Origin of the sequence: Flagellimonas amphidinii, from assembly GCF_013090115.1 — a bacterium.
GTDB classification, from domain to species: domain Bacteria; phylum Bacteroidota; class Bacteroidia; order Flavobacteriales; family Flavobacteriaceae; genus Flagellimonas; species Flagellimonas amphidinii.
Genome location: NZ_JABFNN010000033.1, coordinates 66,506 through 86,516 on the forward strand (window position 1 = coordinate 66,506; position 20,011 = coordinate 86,516).

13 protein-coding genes are annotated in these 20,011 nt (G+C 38.6%); 8 read left to right on the top strand and 5 right to left on the bottom strand.

The features are described from left to right. Positions 1 to 39: 39 nt before the first annotated feature. Positions 40 to 1,149: a glycoside hydrolase family protein gene (locus HJC33_RS10035; protein ID WP_171658693.1), complete on the bottom strand. Its 1,110-nt coding sequence runs from the start codon at positions 1,147 to 1,149 to the stop codon at positions 40 to 42. Positions 1,150 to 1,354: 205 nt separating this feature from the next. On the opposite strand from HJC33_RS10035, the gene HJC33_RS10040 reads away from it, so the two are divergent. The 4 genes from HJC33_RS10040 (at position 1,355) to HJC33_RS10055 (ending at position 6,331) form a co-directional block, all read left to right on the top strand. Next, the gene (locus HJC33_RS10040) at positions 1,355 to 3,754 is read left to right on the top strand and encodes a TonB-dependent receptor (protein WP_246245521.1); all 2,400 of its coding nucleotides are present in this window, start codon (positions 1,355 to 1,357) and stop codon (positions 3,752 to 3,754) included. 4 nt (positions 3,755 to 3,758) lie between these two features. Then, a complete protein-coding gene (locus HJC33_RS10045; protein WP_171658694.1) occupies positions 3,759 to 4,604 on the top strand; it encodes a DUF4249 domain-containing protein in 846 nt (281 codons plus the stop codon). Between the two features lie 414 nt (positions 4,605 to 5,018). Beyond that, a complete protein-coding gene (locus HJC33_RS10050) occupies positions 5,019 to 5,537 on the top strand; it encodes a nuclear transport factor 2-like protein (RefSeq protein ID WP_171658695.1) in 519 nt (172 codons plus the stop codon). Positions 5,538 to 5,722: 185 nt separating this feature from the next. Then, positions 5,723 to 6,331: an FMN-binding negative transcriptional regulator gene (locus HJC33_RS10055; protein WP_171658696.1), complete on the top strand. Its 609-nt coding sequence runs from the start codon at positions 5,723 to 5,725 to the stop codon at positions 6,329 to 6,331. A 6-nt stretch (positions 6,332 to 6,337) separates the two neighbouring features. On the opposite strand, the gene HJC33_RS10060 is transcribed toward HJC33_RS10055, so the two are convergent. Beyond that, positions 6,338 to 8,113 (bottom strand): PorP/SprF family type IX secretion system membrane protein, encoded by a 1,776-nt coding sequence (locus HJC33_RS10060; RefSeq protein ID WP_171658697.1) that lies wholly within the window; start codon positions 8,111 to 8,113, stop codon positions 6,338 to 6,340. Between the two features lie 303 nt (positions 8,114 to 8,416). On the opposite strand from HJC33_RS10060, the gene HJC33_RS10065 reads away from it, so the two are divergent. Beyond that, positions 8,417 to 8,914, top strand: coding sequence for a GNAT family N-acetyltransferase (locus HJC33_RS10065; RefSeq protein ID WP_171658698.1), 498 nt, complete (start codon positions 8,417 to 8,419; stop codon positions 8,912 to 8,914). 154 nt (positions 8,915 to 9,068) lie between these two features. Beyond that, on the top strand, positions 9,069 to 9,491 hold the full coding sequence (locus HJC33_RS10070) for a DoxX family protein (RefSeq protein WP_171658699.1): 423 nt from the start codon (positions 9,069 to 9,071) through the stop codon (positions 9,489 to 9,491). A 4-nt stretch (positions 9,492 to 9,495) separates the two neighbouring features. On the opposite strand, the gene HJC33_RS10075 is transcribed toward HJC33_RS10070, so the two are convergent. After that, entirely contained in the window at positions 9,496 to 11,658 is a 2,163-nt protein-coding gene (locus HJC33_RS10075) for a TonB-dependent receptor (protein WP_171658700.1), read from the bottom strand. A gap of 211 nt (positions 11,659 to 11,869) precedes the next feature. Here HJC33_RS10075 and HJC33_RS10080 point away from each other — a divergent pair, with 211 nt between their 5' ends. Then, entirely contained in the window at positions 11,870 to 12,289 is a 420-nt protein-coding gene (locus HJC33_RS10080) for a DUF2141 domain-containing protein (RefSeq protein ID WP_171658701.1), read from the top strand. Between the two features lie 20 nt (positions 12,290 to 12,309). Next, positions 12,310 to 15,828, top strand: coding sequence for an ATP-binding protein (locus HJC33_RS10085; RefSeq protein WP_171658702.1), 3,519 nt, complete (start codon positions 12,310 to 12,312; stop codon positions 15,826 to 15,828). Positions 15,829 to 15,838: 10 nt separating this feature from the next. On the opposite strand, the gene HJC33_RS10090 is transcribed toward HJC33_RS10085, so the two are convergent. Together HJC33_RS10090 and HJC33_RS10095 are read right to left on the bottom strand one after the other, a co-directional pair. Next, positions 15,839 to 19,327, bottom strand: coding sequence for a 4Fe-4S binding protein (locus tag HJC33_RS10090; RefSeq protein WP_216366682.1), 3,489 nt, complete (start codon positions 19,325 to 19,327; stop codon positions 15,839 to 15,841). Positions 19,328 to 19,348: 21 nt separating this feature from the next. Beyond that, on the bottom strand, positions 19,349 to 19,906 hold the full coding sequence (locus tag HJC33_RS10095) for an OsmC family protein (protein ID WP_171658703.1): 558 nt from the start codon (positions 19,904 to 19,906) through the stop codon (positions 19,349 to 19,351). Positions 19,907 to 20,011 lie beyond the last annotated feature (105 nt).

The window sequence follows — 20,011 nt, forward strand, 5'->3', positions numbered from 1 at the left end:
AAGAATAGGACATCGGGCACAAAGGAAAAAATTGGTTGGTTATTGGTTATTGTAATCCTTATATATGGCCTTTTCAAATTCTTCCCAGTGGGCATCGGTCATCCTATCAGGTGTGAACAAGCAAATCCCCTTTGCCCCGTTCACCATGGATTCCTTAATCGCCTCTCCCAATTCTTCTGGTAATAGGCCATGGTTTTCGGGATCTTTTTCACTGCCCTTTTTCTCAGGTTTTGGACAAATGAACAATCCGCTATAAACTGGCGTTCTATTTTTGGCATTGGCAACTTCCTCTTTTACCATTTCCCCGATCCATTTAGTACCCTCTAAGTAAAAATCATTGTAGTTCATTGGATATATAGCATCCAAGTCCCATTCACCCCAATTCTGTCTCACCAATTTTTTGGCAATGGACGGTCCAGGAAAAACAGCTGCATTTATTTTTTTGTTCTTGGAATGGGCCACTCCATTCAATTTATTGACAATGCTTGTAATCAAATCATAGCGGAACTCTTTCCATTCTTGAACTTGTGAAGGATCCTCCACTTCTCTAATATCAATTCCGGTTTTTTCCTTGAAGTCGGCCACGCATTTATCGGAATAGCAATAATCGTACTGAGGATATTCCTTATCCATGACCAACCCATATTTATCCCAAAGACCACGGGCCAAAATCACATCAGGGAATCGTATATAGTCCAAATGCACTCCATCTACCTCATCGACTTCAGCGACACTTCCATATAAATCCGCTAAAAAATTGTACACTCCATCGTAACAGGGACTGAGGAACGTGTAATGTGGCACATAAGCCGGTTTTTCAAAAGCAGATTCTCCCAAACCGTTTATAGCGTACCACTCTTTTTTCAATTTTGGATTTTCTCCCTGTACCATCGTTGGAATCCAGGCATGGAATTCCAAATCAGCTTTTTTCGCCTGTTTCCCCACTCTTCTATAAATCTCAGGATCATGCCCGCCATTGTACATTAAACCATCTATACCTTTCTCTTTCAGGTCTGAGAAATTAGCAAAAAGTTCTTCATCCGTAGCCTCTCCTGGGCCTCCCATCCAAGCATAAACAGGTATTTTACTTTTTTCTTCACAGGCCACCAAAGAGATGACACAGACCATCAACAAAAGAAATCTTCTCATTATGTCAAATTTTAAATCAAACTGTAATTTAGAAAATCTTTTTGGGTCAAGAAATGAATCTTAGACGAACAACATCTCAGCACCAACGAACACTAATCAACTTGATTAATTTTTTCCTATTGATGCAACCCTTCTTTTTTTGGAATGTCCTTAAGGTCGAACAAATCAAAATTTGATTTGCTAAAACCTATAAATCAAAAAACAAATGAAGAAAACGAAAGTGAGACAACGACTCATACAGACCTTATTAGGTTTTTGTCTCCTTATGGGCGCCTCAATCAGTTATGCCCAAGACAATTTTACGATTAGTGGGACTTTACGGGACAAAATCAATGGCGAAACGCTATTTGGTGCTTCTATTTTCCTAAAAGGAACCACTATTGGAGCTGTGACCAACGAGTACGGATTTTATTCCATCAGCGCACCAGCCGGCACTTATAGCTTAGTATTCTCGTACATGGGATATAAAGAATTTTTCCAAGAAATCATTTTAGACCAAGATCTAAAATTAGATATGGAGCTGGAAGAATTCTCTACTCAACTGGACGAAGTGGAAGTAACCGCAGAAGAACCCGAACGCGCCATCCTTCGCAAACCAGAAATGAGTGTTTCCAAATTGAACATTAAAACCGTAAAGCAAATGCCCGTAGTATTGGGGGAAGTGGATATCATCAAATCCCTTCAGGTTTTACCAGGAGTGACTAAAAATGGTGAAGGTTCCAGCGGATTCCATGTCCGTGGCGGAGCTGTTGATCAAAACTTAGTCCTATTGGATGAAGCAATTATCTACAATACTTCCCACTTACTAGGTTTCTTTTCGGTTTTCAATGCAGATGCGGTTAAAGACTTGAAACTGTATAAAGGAGGTATTCCAGCAAAATTTGGCGGAAGGGTTTCCTCCGTGTTGGATGTGCGCCAAAAGGATGGAAACAGCAAAGAATTTGCTATGACCGGGGGAATCGGCGTTATTTCAAGCCGACTAGCCGCAGAAGGTCCTATGTTCAATAATCGAGGTTCCTTTTTGGTCGCGGGCCGTGGATCATACGCACATCTTTTCCTGAAGCTTGCAGGTGAAGATAACAGTGCCAGTTTTTATGACCTCAATCTAAAAACCAATTACAGTCTCAACAAAAACAACAGACTATATCTTTCGGGCTATTTTGGCCGAGATATCTTTGATATTGGAGGTTCCTTCAGCAGTAGTTATGGCAATGCATCAGGGAATTTGCGATGGAACCATATTTTTAATGACCGTCTTTTCTCCAACCTATCATTGATCTACAGCAATTATGATTATGAATTGGGAATTGAGGATTTTGAGTTCGACTGGATATCATCCATCCAGAACTACAATGCCAAATATGACCTGAAGTATTATTTCAGTGATGCCTTTAAGCTTGACTTTGGAATCAGTACCATTAAATACATTTTCGATCCAGGTCAAATTCAACCAACTGGTCCAAATTCAGCCATCAACGAACTGCAATTGGATAAGAAACGTGCTTTGGAAAGTGCAGCATATATTAGTGCAGAACACAAGCTTACCGATAGACTTTCCTTACAGTATGGACTCCGTTTTAGCCATTTCAACAGAATGGGAGGTCAACCCTTATCCGAATATCAGAATGACCAGCCTTTGGTTTATAATGATGTGCTTCGTATTTACGAAAGAACAGACCCTATTGGGGAAACAGTCTATAAAAAGAGTGAGAGCATTGAAAAGTTCAGTAATCTTGAGCCCAGAGCATCTTTAGCATATCAACTCAACGAAAATTCTTCGGTTAAAATGGGGTATACCAGAGCTGCACAGTACATTCATTTATTGTCCAATACCTCTTCTGTAACTCCTATCGATGTATGGACCCCCAGCGGAAAATATATCAAACCACAATTATCTGATCAATTTGCTTTAGGGTATTTCAGAAATTTTAAAGATAAAATCTACTCCATGGAGGTTGAGACTTTCTACAAAACTGTGGATAATCGTATTGATTATATTGATGGTTCTGACCTTATCGGGAACAATACCATTGAAACTGAAATTTTGAATGGTGAGTCCAGAGCTTACGGCTTGGAAGTCTTGCTTCGAAAAAATGAAGGTGCTTTTACCGGTTGGATTGCCTATACCCTATCCAAAGCAGAACAACGAACTTTTGGAGGAAATGCTGGTGGACCAGGAATCAATAATGGGGATTGGTACAGTACCCCTTTTGATAGAACCCACGATATTTCATTGACCGGAGCCTATAAATTGAACGATAAATGGAGCTTCGGGGCCAACGCTATTTACCAAACTGGAAGACCAGTAACCTATCCTAATGGTCAATACCAGTACGAAGGTCTTTCCATAGCCAGTTATTCTGAACGTAATGCAGATAGGTTGCCTGCCTATTATAGATTGGATATTTCAGCAACCTTTCGACCCAATAGAAGACCTGATAAAAAATGGAAAGGGGAATGGGTTTTTGGCATCTACAATGTTTTTAACCGAAAAAATGCCGCATCCATATCCTTTGGTCAAAATTTGGAGACCGGTGCCAATGAAGCCACCCGAACAGCCATTTTTGGCATTGTACCTTCTGCAACCTATAATTTTAAATTCTAAACTGATGAAAGCTTTTTATAAATTTCTTTTTTGTGCATGGATACTAACAGGCTTTTCTTGTACCGATGTTATTGAAGTGAACGTACCTGAAGGGCCCACTCGACTGACCATAGAAGCCTCCTTGGATTGGGAAAGAGGCACTACTGGAAACAATCAGACCATTGTACTGAGTACCTCAACACCTTTTTTTAGTGATGATAAGTTTGTTCCAGCCACTGGAGCCACAGTAAGGGTCACCAATACCAATAATGGTTCTGAATTTGTATTTGAAGACCAAGGAAACGGTAATTATACCACCACTACCTTTGAGCCGATCGTAGGAAACCAATATGCCCTTGAAATACGCTACAATGGTGAAAGATATACTGGAGTAGAAACATTATTTCCTGTTAGTGATATCACTGAAATAAACCAATCCCGGGAAGACGGAGAAGATGACGAGGCCCTTGAAGTCAATGTATCTTTTTTGGATCCCGCTAATATTGAAAATTACTATTACCTCCGATTTAAGAGTAGAAATGAAATTTTTCCAGAACTTTTTTATATCAAGGATGAGTTCATTGATGGCAATGAGTTTACCATTTATTATGAAAAACTGGAAGACGAGGATGATGGGACTTCCGAGTTTGTCCCAGGAGAAATTGTTGATATCGAATTTTATGGTATTTCGGAGCAATACCACAATTATTTGAGGCTACTGATAGATCAATATGAAGCTGCAGGAGGCCCTTTCAGTCCACCTCCTGTTCCGTTGATTGGAAACTGTGTAAACGAAGACGACCCAGATAATACGCCCTACGGCTATTTTAGGGTCACCGAAATGATTACTTCCAGCTATACTTTTGAGTAAGGCGCATTATTTCAAAAATTAAAACCCTTGTCCATTTTAGACAAGGGTTTTTTAGTTAGTACTTCCGTCACGGACATTTGCAAAAGAAACGACAAGGAACGATGTAGGAAAAGAAGGTCAAAAACATGATTTCAATAACATTTTATGATTTTCAACCAATTCATTATCAGTTTTTTACTATATTACATAACCGAGGCAACAATACATATTCCGTCCCATTTCGTCCTCGGTTTGTTCCCCGCTTTATGATTGATCCTTACTTGCAATAGAAGGTGTTCCATGTTGTTTGAAATTAAGCAAGTTGTTCCTAAGAATTTCAATACCAATCTTATTTCATTCACTCAAAAAACAAACCGACCGTTACTGCGCAAGGCAGAGATTTCATTTTCTATTAAGTAACCAAAATCAACAACAATGAAACAAATCATTTTTTACTGCACAGCTGTTTTGCTGTGCCTGACCGCTTGCCAGGGACCTGTACGCTACACACAGGAATCTCCTGAGATTGACACTATTAAACAATTGATTGCCAATTATGACAGTAAAAACTTTGAAACAAGCATGTATGCGGATACTTCAAAGACTTTTTACAACACTAAGGACAATCCAATGTCTCCCACCGAAACCATGGACTATCACAAGCAAAGTGATGCCAATTATTCATCTCGGGGTTTTATGGACGACCATCAAGAGTATGAAATGGTGGTCACCAATGATGGTGAAACCTGGGTGAACTGTTGGTTGGATTGGAAAGGTTCCCTAGCTGCCAATGGAAAGGAAATAGTAATTCCAATTCATTTAACCTATCAATTCGTTGACGGAAAGATTGTTAGAGAATACGGGTATTGGGACCCCACTGAAATTGTATTGGAACTTCAAAAAATAGCGGCTGAGGCTAAAATGGCCGAAGAAAATCAAGAAGAAACCGAATAGCCAGACTTTAAAACCAAATCTTGTAGTCAATCGTAGTTCATCTTCTATTAAAAAAGGGGGCTTTATGCCCTCTTTTTGTTTTTTGGTACTTCCCTATCAGCATTCTTGATGTTTCAGTATTTCATGATTAAACCAAAATACCTTATTGTTATCTTTGAGATTCCTTTTCATATAGCATCAAAACCATGTACATCCCACACTATTACAAGAATGAAAATCTAACAGAGGTCAAAGATTTTATCAGGAAAAACAGCTTTGGTATTTTGGTCAATCAATTGGACGGCAAACCTTGGGCAACCCATATTCCCTTGGAGTTGGACATTGATGAAAATGGTAAAGAAGTGCTTTCAGGACATATTGCCAAGGCAAATCCACAATGGAAAGCCTTTAGCAAAGATTCCAAAGTTCTTTGCATTTTTAATGGGCCCCATACGTATGTTTCTTCATCTTGGTATAAAGAGGAGGAAGTTCCCACTTGGAATTACATCGCCGTGCACGTATATGGGAAACTCAATATTTTAAATGAAAAGGAAACGATGGATGCCCTTCATAAATTGGTAGATAAATATGAAGAGGATTCCAAAAATCCGGTTTCCCTGCATGAAATGTCACCAAAAACCCTGAGACAGGTTAAAGGTGTTGTTGGCTTTCAAATTGAGATTGCTGAAGTACAGGCAGCTTACAAACTTTCACAAACCAGACCGCATGACCATTCCAAGATTATTGCTGAGCTCAAACAAAGGGATGGTGACAGTAAGGTTATTGCCCAACTAATGGACAAGTCAAAGACTTAACAGCTTTTATTCGTTATCCTGATAAATGGTATTGGTCCAATTGGAGTATCTCGGGTTTTCCACATGCATGATCCAAATATCATCTTTATATTGTCCTTTCATTTTGGAGCGATATGCCGCATAAGCATGTTCATTTTGGTCATACTTTGCCAAATAAACATAGTTTAAACCATTATCAGGGTTTTTAAAATATTTGGCATCCAACCCTTTTGACTTTAAATCTGCCATAAAACTCTTCAAGTAGCGCTCATTCTTAAAAACATTGGCCACTATATAATGCCCCTTGCCCACTCCATCCAATTTGATGAATTTTTCAATAGGCTTATAAGCTCCTCCCGTAAAAGTACCTTCGGGTTTGGATTTTACATCTTTCTTCTTTGCCATTGAATTATCCGCCACAGCTTCTGTTTGCAAAGATGAGTAAATAGAATCCAAGTCTTCATTTTTAGCTAAATATAGTTGCTGTGCTTGCGCCTCAATTTCTGGAATCTCATCATTGGTCTTGCGCTTTACCATACGCATCACCATTTCAAAACGTTTTTCTAGATCTCGCTGTCTGTTTTGTTCCATGGAATCCATTTTGAAAATCAATTCGTTGATTACTGCATAATTTTCGCGCTGTTGTTCTCTCAATAATTCAATTTGTTCTTCCCAAAAAGCCAAATCCTCCTTATTGGTAGGTCTTAATACAGTTTGTGCATCCAATTTGCTCTTCTTGGTCTTTTCCTTTTTCTTGGATTTTGCATCAGCAACAAAGGTTCCTTCCAGTGGCTCTTGGCCAGATTCATCTGTAGAAACTATGATACTGTGCGATGGCATCGGAATAAAAGAATATGCAATGGATATTTCGTGGGTAACGCCTAGGTAGGAAAGATTACTGTTGATGTTCTTCTCAAAATTGTACCCAAAAGATAGCCTTCGATTCAAATTAAATCCAGTTCCTGCAGAGGCACCATAAAATTGGTCATATCCACCTTGAATCCAACCAAGCTTGGGCAAATCCAAAATAAGACCACCTCCAAAAATCGGGTCTTGGTCAGCTTCAAAACGAGCTCTTGCCAAAGGCATCAAACGGCCATCTTCCAAAATTCCAGCGGCATTCTTGAATTTATGGGCAAACTGAATATGTCCTGAGAAAGTTTTTTGACTCAAATCCGTCAAAGATTTGCCCGATTTGATGTTATAATCGACCAGATTTTGGGCAAAAACCCCAAAATCAAACTTTCCTAGCGTAAGATTTAATCCAGGTTGAAAAGAAATAATGGAGCTTTGTGAAGCATCGTTCAAAATGGGATCATCCTCAAGAGCAACTGCCCTATCTGGATCAAAACTACTTACATAATAAGGTATATTAACCCCAAATGTAAGACTGCTTTTTTGCCCTAACTGAATTCCATGCGAATAGTTCGCCATAATCCCAAGATTGGAAATAACCCCTTCTTGTTGATTGTAAAGGCTGACACCCATTCCAATTCGGTCGTTAAGCTTTCCACTATAACTTAGAAAATAATTCTGATTGTTATCGCTAAAATCAGCACTTTGACTTCTATGAAAGAGATTTACATAAGATTTGTCTTCCCGCACCGCCGAAAAGGTGGGGTTAATCAAAAACCTGTTGAATTTCAACAAATTTTGAAAGGGCACATCGTAACTTACATAAGGATTACTTTCCTGTGCATTGACTTCTTCATGAAAAGGAAGAAATAAAAGCACTAGATAAAAAATCCAAATGTTACGAAATACAATGGTGTTCTTTGGGAATAGGAGTAGTTTTACGTCCATAGCCGAGAGATGTTTGTAGGTTAAGATACCTGTTTGGGACAGGTTGGTGTTTTTTGCGTTTTCTCATGACAAGATTTGGGAGCTTGTAAGAGTTTTACTATTAATAGTATTTCAATATTACACTTTTTTTCGGTAAATAACCAATTTACTCGTTGAATGGCGATTAATATCTGTTCATATGCTTCATGATTCAGATAAGATTCAAAAAACTAAAAAATAATCAAAGTGATTGTCAGTCATATTTCTTACAAAATTTTGCTGATTTAAGTTATTTTTGTTCTTCAATTCTTGTTGTAAATCGCGATGGATAATTCCCTAAAAATAGTCCCTTTTTCTTCTGAATACGGCGAAGCATTCAAATCACTAAATGAGGAGTGGATTGTCAAGTATTTCAAAATGGAAGAAATGGACAGAGTATCCTTGAACAATCCGAAGGAGTACATTTTGGATAAAGGAGGGTATATAGCTGTAGCCTTGTTTAATGGTGAAGCTATTGGTGTTTGCGCCCTTATTCCCAGTAATCGTGATGAATTTGATTTTGAGCTCGCAAAAATGGGAGTTTCACCTAAAGCCCAAGGTAAAGGTATTGGAAAACTATTGGGTGAACATATTATTGATAAAGCTCGAGAAATGGGTGCGACCAGAATATTTTTGGAAAGCAACAGGGTATTAAAACCTGCGCTTGGTCTTTATCGCAAACTAGGTTTTGTGGAAATTGTAGGAGCAACATCACCTTACGAACGCAGTGATATTCAAATGGAGTTGGTTATAGACAATTCCTTTTTCACCTTAAATCCATAACTAATAGGCTTTCCTAAAAACCAAGCAAATTCTTGTTTTTGATTTTATCTATCAGTTCCTGTACTCCCCCAAGAGTTCCTGTACAGATATCAAATTTTTATATCTCATTAAAAATGAGTATATTATAAGGTTATCTCGCTAAAACTATTTAATCATGGAAACCGTTAAAAACTTGAATAAATGGGCCAATGCCCATACGTACTATCCATTAGATTTACTTCGTGCAGCTCTTGGAGTTTTTCTTTTCATCAAAGGGGTGGAATTTATGACCAATCATGAACAAATGGCCCAAATGGCTCGCCCTTTTCAAGACATGCCTGGAGGAATGATTATTTTGCACTATATAGCTCCCGCTCATTTTGTAGGTGGGTTTTTAATTGTTGTTGGTTTGCTTACACGTTGGGCATCCTTAGCTCAAGTACCTATTTTAATGGGAGCTGTGCTGACCAACTTTTTAGGGGAAATGAACACAATAAATTTGATTTTGTCCATCATCACACTAATAGCTTGCCTGTTCTTTTTAGTCTATGGTTCTGGAAAACATTCTGTAGATTATTATTTAAAAATGCAACAATAGTTGGCTATAGATTATCCAGTTGATTGCTTTTACCATCAGAGCTTATGGTCCAAAAGAAGCCAACAAAGAAAAAGCTATCTGCTGCAGGTGTGATTGCTCTTCTATCAAAAACTCCATCCATGTTTGGGGTATCTGCATATTGATAATTACTCACATTATTGAAACCCAAAACATTATTTACTGAAAAGTAAAGAATCTTCTGTTGATCTATAAGATAGGCCCAATTCAGACTCAAGTTGTTGAAAGATTTGGTTCTTTCTGCCATAAATTCTGTGGAGTTTGGATCATTGTATGGTCTCCCAGAAGCAAAGGAATAAGAAAGTCCAACTTGCGACCGCAATTTATCCACCCAATACTTTGTAACCAATGAAAAATTATGTTTAGCTGCAAAATTGGGAGTTGCTTGAGCCCTAAAATCCTGATAATCCCTTTCCGTATCCAGATAGGAATAGGATACCCAATAATCTAAATATTCAATGCTCTTATTATCCCTCCAAAATAAATCAAGTCCTGCCGCATAACCGTTTCCTGTATTCGTAAAGTTTGAATCAAATTGAGGGAATTGGGTGTCATATTTGATTAAATTATCATAGTCTTTATAATATGCTTCGGCCCTAAAGGTTTTACCATCTCCCAAATATTGATAATTGGCAATATAATGTGAGGTTTTTTCGGAAAGCACAGCAGCATCAAACTTAAGCACATTCGCAACTGGATTCTGATAAAAATCACCATATGCCACAGAAAATTGTCCCTTCTCGCTTGATTTATAGGCCAAGGAGACCCTTGGAGAAATTGTAAAATCATCTAAAAGAGAACTATACTCTCCCCTAGCTCCCAGTTTCATAGCAAATTGATTGCTAAAAAATATATCAGCCTCAGCAAAACTGCCCCATAGACTTTCATTGTACCCACTATCAAAAGTAAAATCATCGGCGGTAGCTAATTTATCCTTGTAATCAGAAATAAAAACCTCTGCCCCAAAATTAAGGTCAAACCGACTGCTAAAATTTTTACGTGCCTTTAGCTTCAAGTGTGAAGCTATCTCTTTTGCATCAATAATATCTTCCTGCAATACGATGTCATTGTTGTCCCATGAAATAGATGCCCCTGAAGTGACGCTCCAGTCATTATCAAAATAATACTTATAGGAAGCATTGAAATATAAATTGTTATTCGTCAATTGAAACTGGACAAAATCCTCAAAATTGATATCCTCCTGCTCAATATCCAAGTCTGCGTGGTTGAACCCGGTGTAAAGCTTGAACATACTTTGGTCTCCTTTACTTCTAAAAACCGCTTCGCCAGAAATGGATTCATAAGGACGGTTCCAACGCACCCCTTGTGTAGATGGAATCAATGCTTCATAAGGTGCCAAATTGATATAACTGGTATTCAAACTCAACGATTGATCACCCCAAATTTTGGTGTGGCCAAGACCTCCCCCTACGGACATCATGGAAATATCTGTTTTCTCTTGATTTGGAACATCGGTTGTATTCAGTAGCAATACACTGGAAAGTGCTTGACCATATTCTGCGGAATATCCCCCAGTACTAAAAGTAATTCCTTTAAAAAGAAAAGGAGAAAAACGTCCACGGGTAGGTATATTGTTCGCAGTGGCATTAAAGGGTTGAAATACCCGAAGTCCATCTATAAAAACCTGGGTTTCACCTGCTGCCCCTCCCCTAACAAACAATCGACCATCTTCATTAACTGTACTTGTTCCTGGCAAAGTTTGCAAAGCAGCTACAAAATCTCCAGCTGCACCGGCAGTGGTCACAATATCCAATGGTTTTAATACCGAAACCTTGGAATTGTCTCCAGCTTCAAAAGTACCTGCTGTCAATGTTACTCCAGACAATGCATTGATGGATTCCATTAAACTAATGGAAAGGTCTTTGAAATAGTTGATGTCGCCCACTTCATAGTGTGGTTCGTAAGACAACATGGACACCACTAAGGTTTGGGTTCCCTCCGCTATAGTTTCAAAATTAAATTGTCCATTATCATCGGTTGAAGCACCATCGTAGGTTCCTTCCAAATATACATTGGCCCCAACAATAGGATTGTTTTTTGTATCCGTAACAATACCGGAAACCATGGTTTGTGCCACGGTAAGTTTCACACTAAGAAGTAAAAGAATTAAAAAGATTAGGTTTTTCATGACTGCTCATTTTTTGATGGGTCAAAATTGAGTCACCACGGAAAAAATCACTAATCTGAACTACCCAATCGTAGAATTTTAGCGATGAATTGAAATTGGAAAATTGGATTTACAATTCACTCCGAAAAATCAACATTTCGGCACATTGAAATTTAAAAATCATTCCTATCGAAAGAAATTTGGAGCATCAAAACATCAAAAAGCAATCATTATGAAAACTATTTTATTGACATTCGCATTCGCATTGACCAGCCTCGTAGGCTTAGCACAAGAAACAACTGGAATCAACATTCAAGTAACTATTGATAAGATTACCAGCGATACTGGACAAGTATTGATCAGTTTACATACTGCCGATACTTTTATGAAAGGTCCTGGAATTCAAAACCTAAAAAGCACCATCGAAAATGGCAAGGTTTCCCTCACTTTTGAAAATGTAGCCCCTGGAGATTACGCGGTTATGGCCATGCATGATGCAAACGGAAATAACAGAATGGATTATGAAATCAATGGAATGCCTAAAGAAAGCTATGGTATGTCTGGCAACGACATGTCCTTTGGACCACCAGCCTTTAATGACGCTAAATTTACAGTAGAAAACGAGGATTTGGAGTTTAATATTCGATTCTAACAATACAACATTCATCAATCTTGAAAAGGCTTGCCGTTGGCAAGCCTTATTTTGTCCGTATTGGTTTAAACACTACATTTAAAAGACTGTTTATCAACCAACAAACTACTGCTATCAAAAAACCAATCCTCATACTGCTCTTTTCGTTCCTTTTTTCAAGTCAGTTGCAAAGTCAGTCAAACCTCTTAGACAGTCTCAGAAATCAGTACAAATTGGTAAATACAGATTCTTTAAGAGTTAGGGTTTTAAAGGACATTTCATGGCAACTCCTTAACAACAGAGGAAATGCCGGATTGGCCAAAAAGCACATCGACAGTTTTTACACCATTAGCAAAAGAGCGAATATACAGTGGGGACTTTCCTTGGCCAATTATCAATACGCAGTACTTGAAAGGCAAAATGGCAATTATGGTGCTGCTCTGGACTATATTGATAAGTACTTGGATTTTGACCTTACCAAAGAGGAACCTTTTTCAATGGCCAACGGCCTTTACCAAAAAGCCATCATTTTGGACAATTTTGGAAGTTTTGAAAAGAGTCTGGAAATCTATTATGACATTTTAAAAATATATGAAGAGTACGATAATCCTTTCAGCGTTGCCACCACATTGAACGCCATTGGTGAAATTAAAAAAGAGACGGGTAAAATGTCCGAGGCCATGGAAAGTTATACCAAAGCCTTGAAAATTTTTGAGGAATTAAGTGACAAAACGGAAATGGCCAATTGTCTTTTCAATATTGGAGATACTTTTATGCAGCAAAAGGATTATGATCAAGCACTTACCTATTTTCATCAAGCTTTAGCATTGGATGAAGCTACCAATAGTGATTGGGGAAGAGCCTACGATTTTGAGGCATTGGGAAAAGTATATGGCTATCAACAAAAGTTTGACCTATCCTTGGAATACCATAAGAAAGCGTTGGCTATTCGAGAAAAGCTGAACCAGCAATTGGAACTCGCCATGAGTCATAACCAAATTGGCATCATCAATTTAGAAACCAAAGACTATGCCAATGCCAAAAAAAGTATCCTGAAAGCAATGGAAATTGCAACAACGATTGGTGCAAAACCCCAATTGCAGAAAAGTTACGATGTATTGTCCCAGATTTATGAGAGAACCGGGGATTTTGAAAACGCCTTGATTTATAGAAACCGATCCTCTTTTTTGAAAGACAGTCTTTTTTCCGAGGTAAAGTCCAAGCAGATAGAAGAACTTCAAGTGCGTTTTGATACTGAAAAAAAACAGGATGCCATCGCAGCGCTTCAAAAAGATGCAGAAATTGGGGAGCTGAAGTTAGAGCAGCAAAAAACACTTCGCAATGTGGTCATTGGCATATCCATGGCTACACTTTTTTTCCTTTGGTTTGCTTTCAATCGCTATAAAGATGCCCAAAGGGCAAAACAAATAGAAGAGGAGAAAAAAAGGGCATTGTTGGAAGAACGTAAACGAACCGAAATAGAAAAACAACGTGTGGCTGAACTTCAAAAAATAGATAGACTTAAAGATGAATTTTTGGCCAACACCTCTCATGAACTCCGAACACCTTTGGTGGGCATTATCGGTCTTACGGAATCCTTAAAGGATGGCGTAGCAGGGAAGTTATCAAAAGCTGCGCTCGAAAACTTGGACATGATTGCCAATAGTGGAAAACGACTTTCCCATTTAGTAAATGATATTCTGGATTTTTCCCGCCTTAAAAACAAAGATCTGGCACTCGCCTCAAGACCTGTGGATATCCACGCAGTTACCAACATAGTCATACGGTTATCCCATCCCTTGGTTAAAGACAAAAAATTAAAGCTTATCAATTCCATTCCTAAAGAAGTGCCTTTAGTCAATGCCGATGAAAATCGACTTCAACAAATTATGCACAATCTTGTGGGCAATGCCATCAAGTTTACACATAAAGGATATGTTACATTGACTTCCGAAGTAAAAGATACCATGCTATCCATTTCAGTTTCCGATACAGGAATTGGCATCCCCAAAGACAAATTACTTTCAGTTTTTGATTCATTTGAACAGGTTGATGGTTCAACCCAAAGAGAATATGGTGGTACCGGTCTTGGTCTTTCTGTGACCAAACAATTGGTTGAATTGCACGGCGGTTCTATTTCAGTCACCTCCCAGGAAGGCAAGGGCTCTATCTTCACTTTTACCTTGCCTTTAAGTGAAAAAGGTAGAAAAGAGCTGAAAAAAGAAGAGTATACTCCAAAGGATTTTGTGCAATCCGTATTGCCTGTCCCTGAAGGCATCACTTTAGCAGTAGAAAAACATCAAAGCTCTGAAGAAACTCCAAAAATCTTGATTGTTGATGACGAACCCGTAAATAGAAGAGTTTTGGAAAATCATTTGACCGTAGCAGGTTATCGCATTACAGAAGCAAGTACTGGTAACGAAGCATTACAATTGTTGGTAGATGACCCATCCTTCAATCTTGTGCTTCTGGATATTATGATGCCCGAAATTTCGGGGTATGAGGTGTGCGAAAAAATAAGGGAAACCCAAGGAGCCAATGAACTTCCCATAATTTTACTTACCGCAAAGAACACCGTGGAAGACTTGGTTACTGGATTTGGTGCCGGAGCAAACGATTATTTGACCAAACCTTTTTCCAAGAACGAGCTGTTAAGTCGCATTAAGACGCACCTTAACTTAAATACGATTCACAGGGCCACTTCAAAATTTGTTCCTTCAGAATTTGTCCGTTCCGTAGGAAAAGAATCCATTACAGAGGTTAGATTGGGAGATCATATAGAAAAAAGTGTTTCAGTATTGTTTTCAGACATCCGGGATTACACCACCCTATCTGAAAGTATGACTCCTGAACAAAATTTTAAGTTTGTGAACGCTTATGTAGGTAGAATGGGACCCATCATAAAAGAAAATGAAGGCTTCGTAAACCAATATTTGGGTGATGGTATCATGGCCTTATTCCCTAAAAAACCAGAAAATGCCTTGGACTCGGCTATAGAAATGCAAAGAACGTTAGCACTATACAACAAAAGAAGGGTTGAAGAAAAAGGCTATAAACCATTGGCTGTAGGCATTGGTATACACACCGGACCATTGATTATGGGAATTATTGGTGACTCTAAAAGAAACGACCCGGCTGTTATTGCTGATACAGTTAATAGTGCCGCTAGAGTTGAAGGAGTAACCAAACACTTTGGGGCCAACATTATTATTAGCGAGGACAGTTTGAATTTGATAACAGACCCAAGAGGTTTTAACTTTAGATATCTAGGAAAAGTTAGGGTGAAAGGGAAACAGAAAGCAATTGAAATTTATGAGTGTATAGACGGTGATAGTATTGGAAGTATTTCCCTGAAGTTGGAAACTAAAAAACTCTATGACGAAGGCATTGAACACTTTTTCAATGGGAATTTTAATGACGCCTCAACGAATTTTGAGGGTGTTCTTTATAAAAATCCGAGCGACTCAGTTGTAAAATATTTCAACGAAAAGGCTAAAAAATATGCAGTACTAGGAATTCCCGAAGGTTGGAAGTCGGGAACTATATTGCATGAGAAATAATGAGAGCCGCCTAAATAAACTCCAATGGAATTGCAGACGACAGTCCTTTATACTTGGCATATCGTTTGTCTACAGCATCCTGTGCTGTTTGTATTGCTTCCTCAAAAGTTTTGGTATTACTTTCAATAAGTTGTGCAAAACGTTTTTCCATCCTAAAATAAGACTCAACTGGAATGCTTGGGGCATCAGAATCCATTTGTAACGACACTAACCCTTCCTTGGTTCTTTTTGGGTCATTTCTATATAGTAACCATTGTCCAGAAACAACCGCAGCTTGGTGATATTGTGAAGGTTTTCTCATATCAATTCCATGCGAGGAGCTGTGACAATAAGCTATAACCAATGATGGCCCGTCATGCTTTTCCGCTTCAATTAATGCCCGTAAGGTTTGTTCTTTATCAGCTCCCATAGCTACAGAAGCCACATAAACCCCTTCATACTGCATGGCCCAAAAACCAAGGTCTTTTTTCTGTTTCTGTTTTCTTTGGGCTGCAAACTTAGCAGTTGCCCCATACGGTGTTGCTTTGGACATTTGTCCTCCTGTATTGGAATAAGCTTCATTGTCCAAAACTAAAATATTCACATTTTTATCGGAGGCCAATACATGATCCAATCCACCAAAACCTATATCATAAGCCCATCCATCCCCTCCTACAATCCATACACTTTTCTTGATCAAATTATCCACCATCTCGGCAAGTTGTCTCGCCTCAACCTTATCGATAGTATTCAATATAGCTTTCAGTTTCATGATTCTAGCACGTTGTTCTTGAATTTCCAACTCTGTATTTTGTGCTGAATTCAGAATAGCTTCCACAAGTTCGCATCCAACATCTTTCTTCAACAGATTTATTAATCTCCTGGCTCGTTTTTCTTGCTGATCAAAGGCCAATCTGAAACCCAAACCAAATTCTGCATTGTCTTCAAAAAGAGAATTGGACCAAGCTGGCCCTCTTCCCTCTTCATTCTTTGACCAAGGGGTTGTTGGCAATGCTCCACCAAAAATAGAACTGGCTCCAGTGGCATTCGCCACCATCATTCGGTCTCCAAACAATTGGGATAATAATTTTAGATATGGTTCCTCTCCGCAACCATCTTCGCCCATAGGATACTTAAAAAGCGGTTCTTGCAATTGTTGTTGCGCCACATTAAAAACATCTATTTTGGTTCTATTAAATTCAGGAATGGTTTCAAAATAATCCCAATGCATCTGTTCTTCTTCAATACTGATTTTACTTTGTGTCATAGTCAATGCTTTTACCGGGCAGACATCCACACAATTATTACAAGACGTACAATGCCCAGGATACACTTGAATGGTATAATTCAACAAGCTAAAACCATTTATATCCTCCCCAAACAACTTGGATTTAAAGCCCTGCGGTGCTTCTGCTAGAACGTCATCATTATATGCCTTTATACGAAGTGCTCCCGAAGGACATGCCATACTACAAGCTCCACATTGTGTGCATAAATCAGTATCCCATACAGGTAGTTCTAATAGGGTTTTAAAGGAATTATGATGCGAAGTATTAGTATCATAAGTGCCATCTAAAGGAAGTTCACCAACAGATACATCGTTGCCTTTTCCAGCCAATAGTTTACCTAAAAGAGTCTTTGAAAACTCAGTATCTTCAATCAATCTGATCTGATTGCCCAATATCATTTCAGTAGTGTCAACTTTTTGCAAGTTTTTCTTAGCACTTCTAATATCAGCGTAGTCCAAAAATGTGTTGCGCAATGCAAAGTAACAGGCCTGCAATAAAGATATTGCCACACCATTGACCTCATAAAGATTTTCAGGGCTACTGAAGGTTAGATACAATTCCAGTTGCTTCTCTTGAATCAAACTTTGTTCCTTCCTAGAAAGTTTTCCCCATAAAACTTCAGGATGTAACTTGGATTGCAGAACTACTTTCCCTTTGTATTTAAGTTTGTTCAATGCATTTTCGTTTTGCAGAAATGTAATATCCTCACAAAAAATAATATCTGCATTTGATATTAAATAAGGGGCATTAATAGACGCTGTAGCAACCCGTAAATGTGCCACGCTCCTAGAATTCGTCTTTTTATAGTCGCATTCCACATAACCTTGGACATAATTATTTGAATTGCTGCCCATCAGTTCCAATATTCGCTGAAAACATTTTAAAGTTTCATCATTTTTGGTCGTATAGAACATTGCTTGATGAAATTCTGGCGGTATTTGAAAGGGTTCAACATCAAGACTTAGGTGGGTTACATCATCGTTAATGCCCACCGTAAAATTATTCTTTGGTTCTTTTTGCTTCAAATTATTCACAATGGCTTTCACCATTGCAGGGGAAAACTCCTTCGAACTTAAACCATATCGCCCCCCAACAATTTTCGGTTTGGTTTTAAATCTCTTGGATTGCATTACGGCATGGAACACATCTAAATACAACGGTTCTCCGCTTGCTCCGGGTTCCTTAGTTCTGTCCAGTACCGCAATGGTTTTGCATGAATCCGGAATACTATCCAAAAGGTGTTTCATACTAAAGGGCCTAAATAATCTTACCTTAATCAAACCCAATTTTTCTCCTTGGGTATTTAAATATGATATTGTCTTTTGCAGCGTTTCCGTAGCAGACGCCATAGCTATTATAACTTGTTCTGCTTCTGGATGGCCTACATAATCAAACAATTTATAGTGTCTTCCTGTCAATTGTGCAAAATGGTCCATTTGTTCTTGAACAAGTTTTGGACAATCATTATAGTACGAATTGACAGCTTCCCTGCTTTGAAAAAACACATCTGGTCCCTGCGAAGTTCCTCTAATTACAGGATTATTAGGGTCGAGTGCTCTTTTTCTATGTAAATCGATTTGGTCTTGAGACATCATAATCTTAATGACCTCGTTACTGATTTCTTTAATTTTAGAGGTTTCATGTGAAGTTCTAAAACCATCAAAAAAATGCACAAAAGGAATTCTGGATGATAAAGTAGCGGCCTGTGCTATCAATGCAAAATCCATTGCTTCCTGTACAGAGCTGGACCCCAAAAAGGCGTAACCGGTATTTCTGACCGCCATAATATCGCTATGATCTCCAAATACCGATAATGCATGCGTTGCGACAGATCTTGTGGGAACATGAATCACATTTGGGGTTAATTCCCCTGCAATTTTGCACATGTTTGGCATCATCAAAAGTAATCCTTGAGATGCTGTAAAGGTTGTGGACAATGACCCTGCCTGTACTAAGCCATGCATGGCCCCGGCCACTCCGCCCTCGCCTTGCATTTCAAAAACCTCAGGAACATTACCAAAAATATTTTTTATTTGTAATGTACTCCATTCTTCCACCAATTCAGACATTTCTGAAGATGGTGTTATGGGGTATATCGGAAACACATCATTGGTACGATAGGCCACATGTGCCACAGCTTGATTACCGTTAACAATGATATGTTGTTGATTTTTCATGAGTTGAATTACTTCTGAAGTGTTGGTTTTATTGGAAGAAATTAAGCCGCCCATGAATGGGCGGCTTAGCAAATTTTACTGTTTTTCGAATTCGATAGTAACAGGGGTTGGGTTAGTCAACATATCGAATACTGGGGAGAATTGAGCCAAATTTCTCAATTGTTCTTCAGAAGCATCGGACTTTACCTTGAAAGTAACTTTGATACCTTCGTAACCTTTTCTAACTTCCGGATCCAGTCCCAAGAAACCATGAAGGTCTACACCACCTTCCAAGGTAGACTCCATTCCTTCAATATCAATTCCGTTGGCAGCGGCATGGTAAGCCATGGCACCTGTCAAGCAAGACCCTAGGGCATGCAGAACAATCTCACCTGGGTTAGGAGCTTTGTCCTCTCCCAAAAGTACTTCTACATGGTCTGCCTCCATGGTAAAGGCTCCTTCTTTTCTCTCTGTGTGTTCTTCGCCAACTCCATAATACTCTTTGATGCTGGTTATACAGTGACCTCCATCAATCCAATTGTTTTTGGCTCTAAATTGAAACTTTGCCAATTTAGGGTCTCCTTGTACTGCGTTGATTGTTTCAACCAACTGATCTACGTTTACTCCGTTTTTAATGTTTGCTGTTGTAATCATTCTTTTTCGATTTTAAGATTATTGTTTTGTATTTGCCATAGTATTTGCATTTGGCATGCCAAAAACATATAAACCTGAAAATCAACTTATTACAAATTATATAGC

Coding starts and splice junctions, on each gene's coding strand:
- HJC33_RS10065 (WP_171658698.1), top strand. CDS start 8,417: ATGGATAATTCCCTAAAAATAGTCCCTTTTTCTTCTGAATACGGCGAA.
- HJC33_RS10075 (WP_171658700.1), bottom strand. CDS start 11,658: ATGAAAAACCTAATCTTTTTAATTCTTTTACTTCTTAGTGTGAAACTT.
- HJC33_RS10055 (WP_171658696.1), top strand. CDS start 5,723: ATGTACATCCCACACTATTACAAGAATGAAAATCTAACAGAGGTCAAA.
- HJC33_RS10050 (WP_171658695.1), top strand. CDS start 5,019: ATGAAACAAATCATTTTTTACTGCACAGCTGTTTTGCTGTGCCTGACC.
- HJC33_RS10040 (WP_246245521.1), top strand. CDS start 1,355: ATGAAGAAAACGAAAGTGAGACAACGACTCATACAGACCTTATTAGGT.
- HJC33_RS10070 (WP_171658699.1), top strand. CDS start 9,069: ATGGAAACCGTTAAAAACTTGAATAAATGGGCCAATGCCCATACGTAC.
- HJC33_RS10080 (WP_171658701.1), top strand. CDS start 11,870: ATGAAAACTATTTTATTGACATTCGCATTCGCATTGACCAGCCTCGTA.
- HJC33_RS10090 (WP_216366682.1), bottom strand. CDS start 19,327: ATGGGCGGCTTAATTTCTTCCAATAAAACCAACACTTCAGAAGTAATT.
- HJC33_RS10060 (WP_171658697.1), bottom strand. CDS start 8,113: ATGGACGTAAAACTACTCCTATTCCCAAAGAACACCATTGTATTTCGT.
- HJC33_RS10095 (WP_171658703.1), bottom strand. CDS start 19,906: ATGATTACAACAGCAAACATTAAAAACGGAGTAAACGTAGATCAGTTG.
- HJC33_RS10035 (WP_171658693.1), bottom strand. CDS start 1,149: ATGAGAAGATTTCTTTTGTTGATGGTCTGTGTCATCTCTTTGGTGGCC.
- HJC33_RS10045 (WP_171658694.1), top strand. CDS start 3,759: ATGAAAGCTTTTTATAAATTTCTTTTTTGTGCATGGATACTAACAGGC.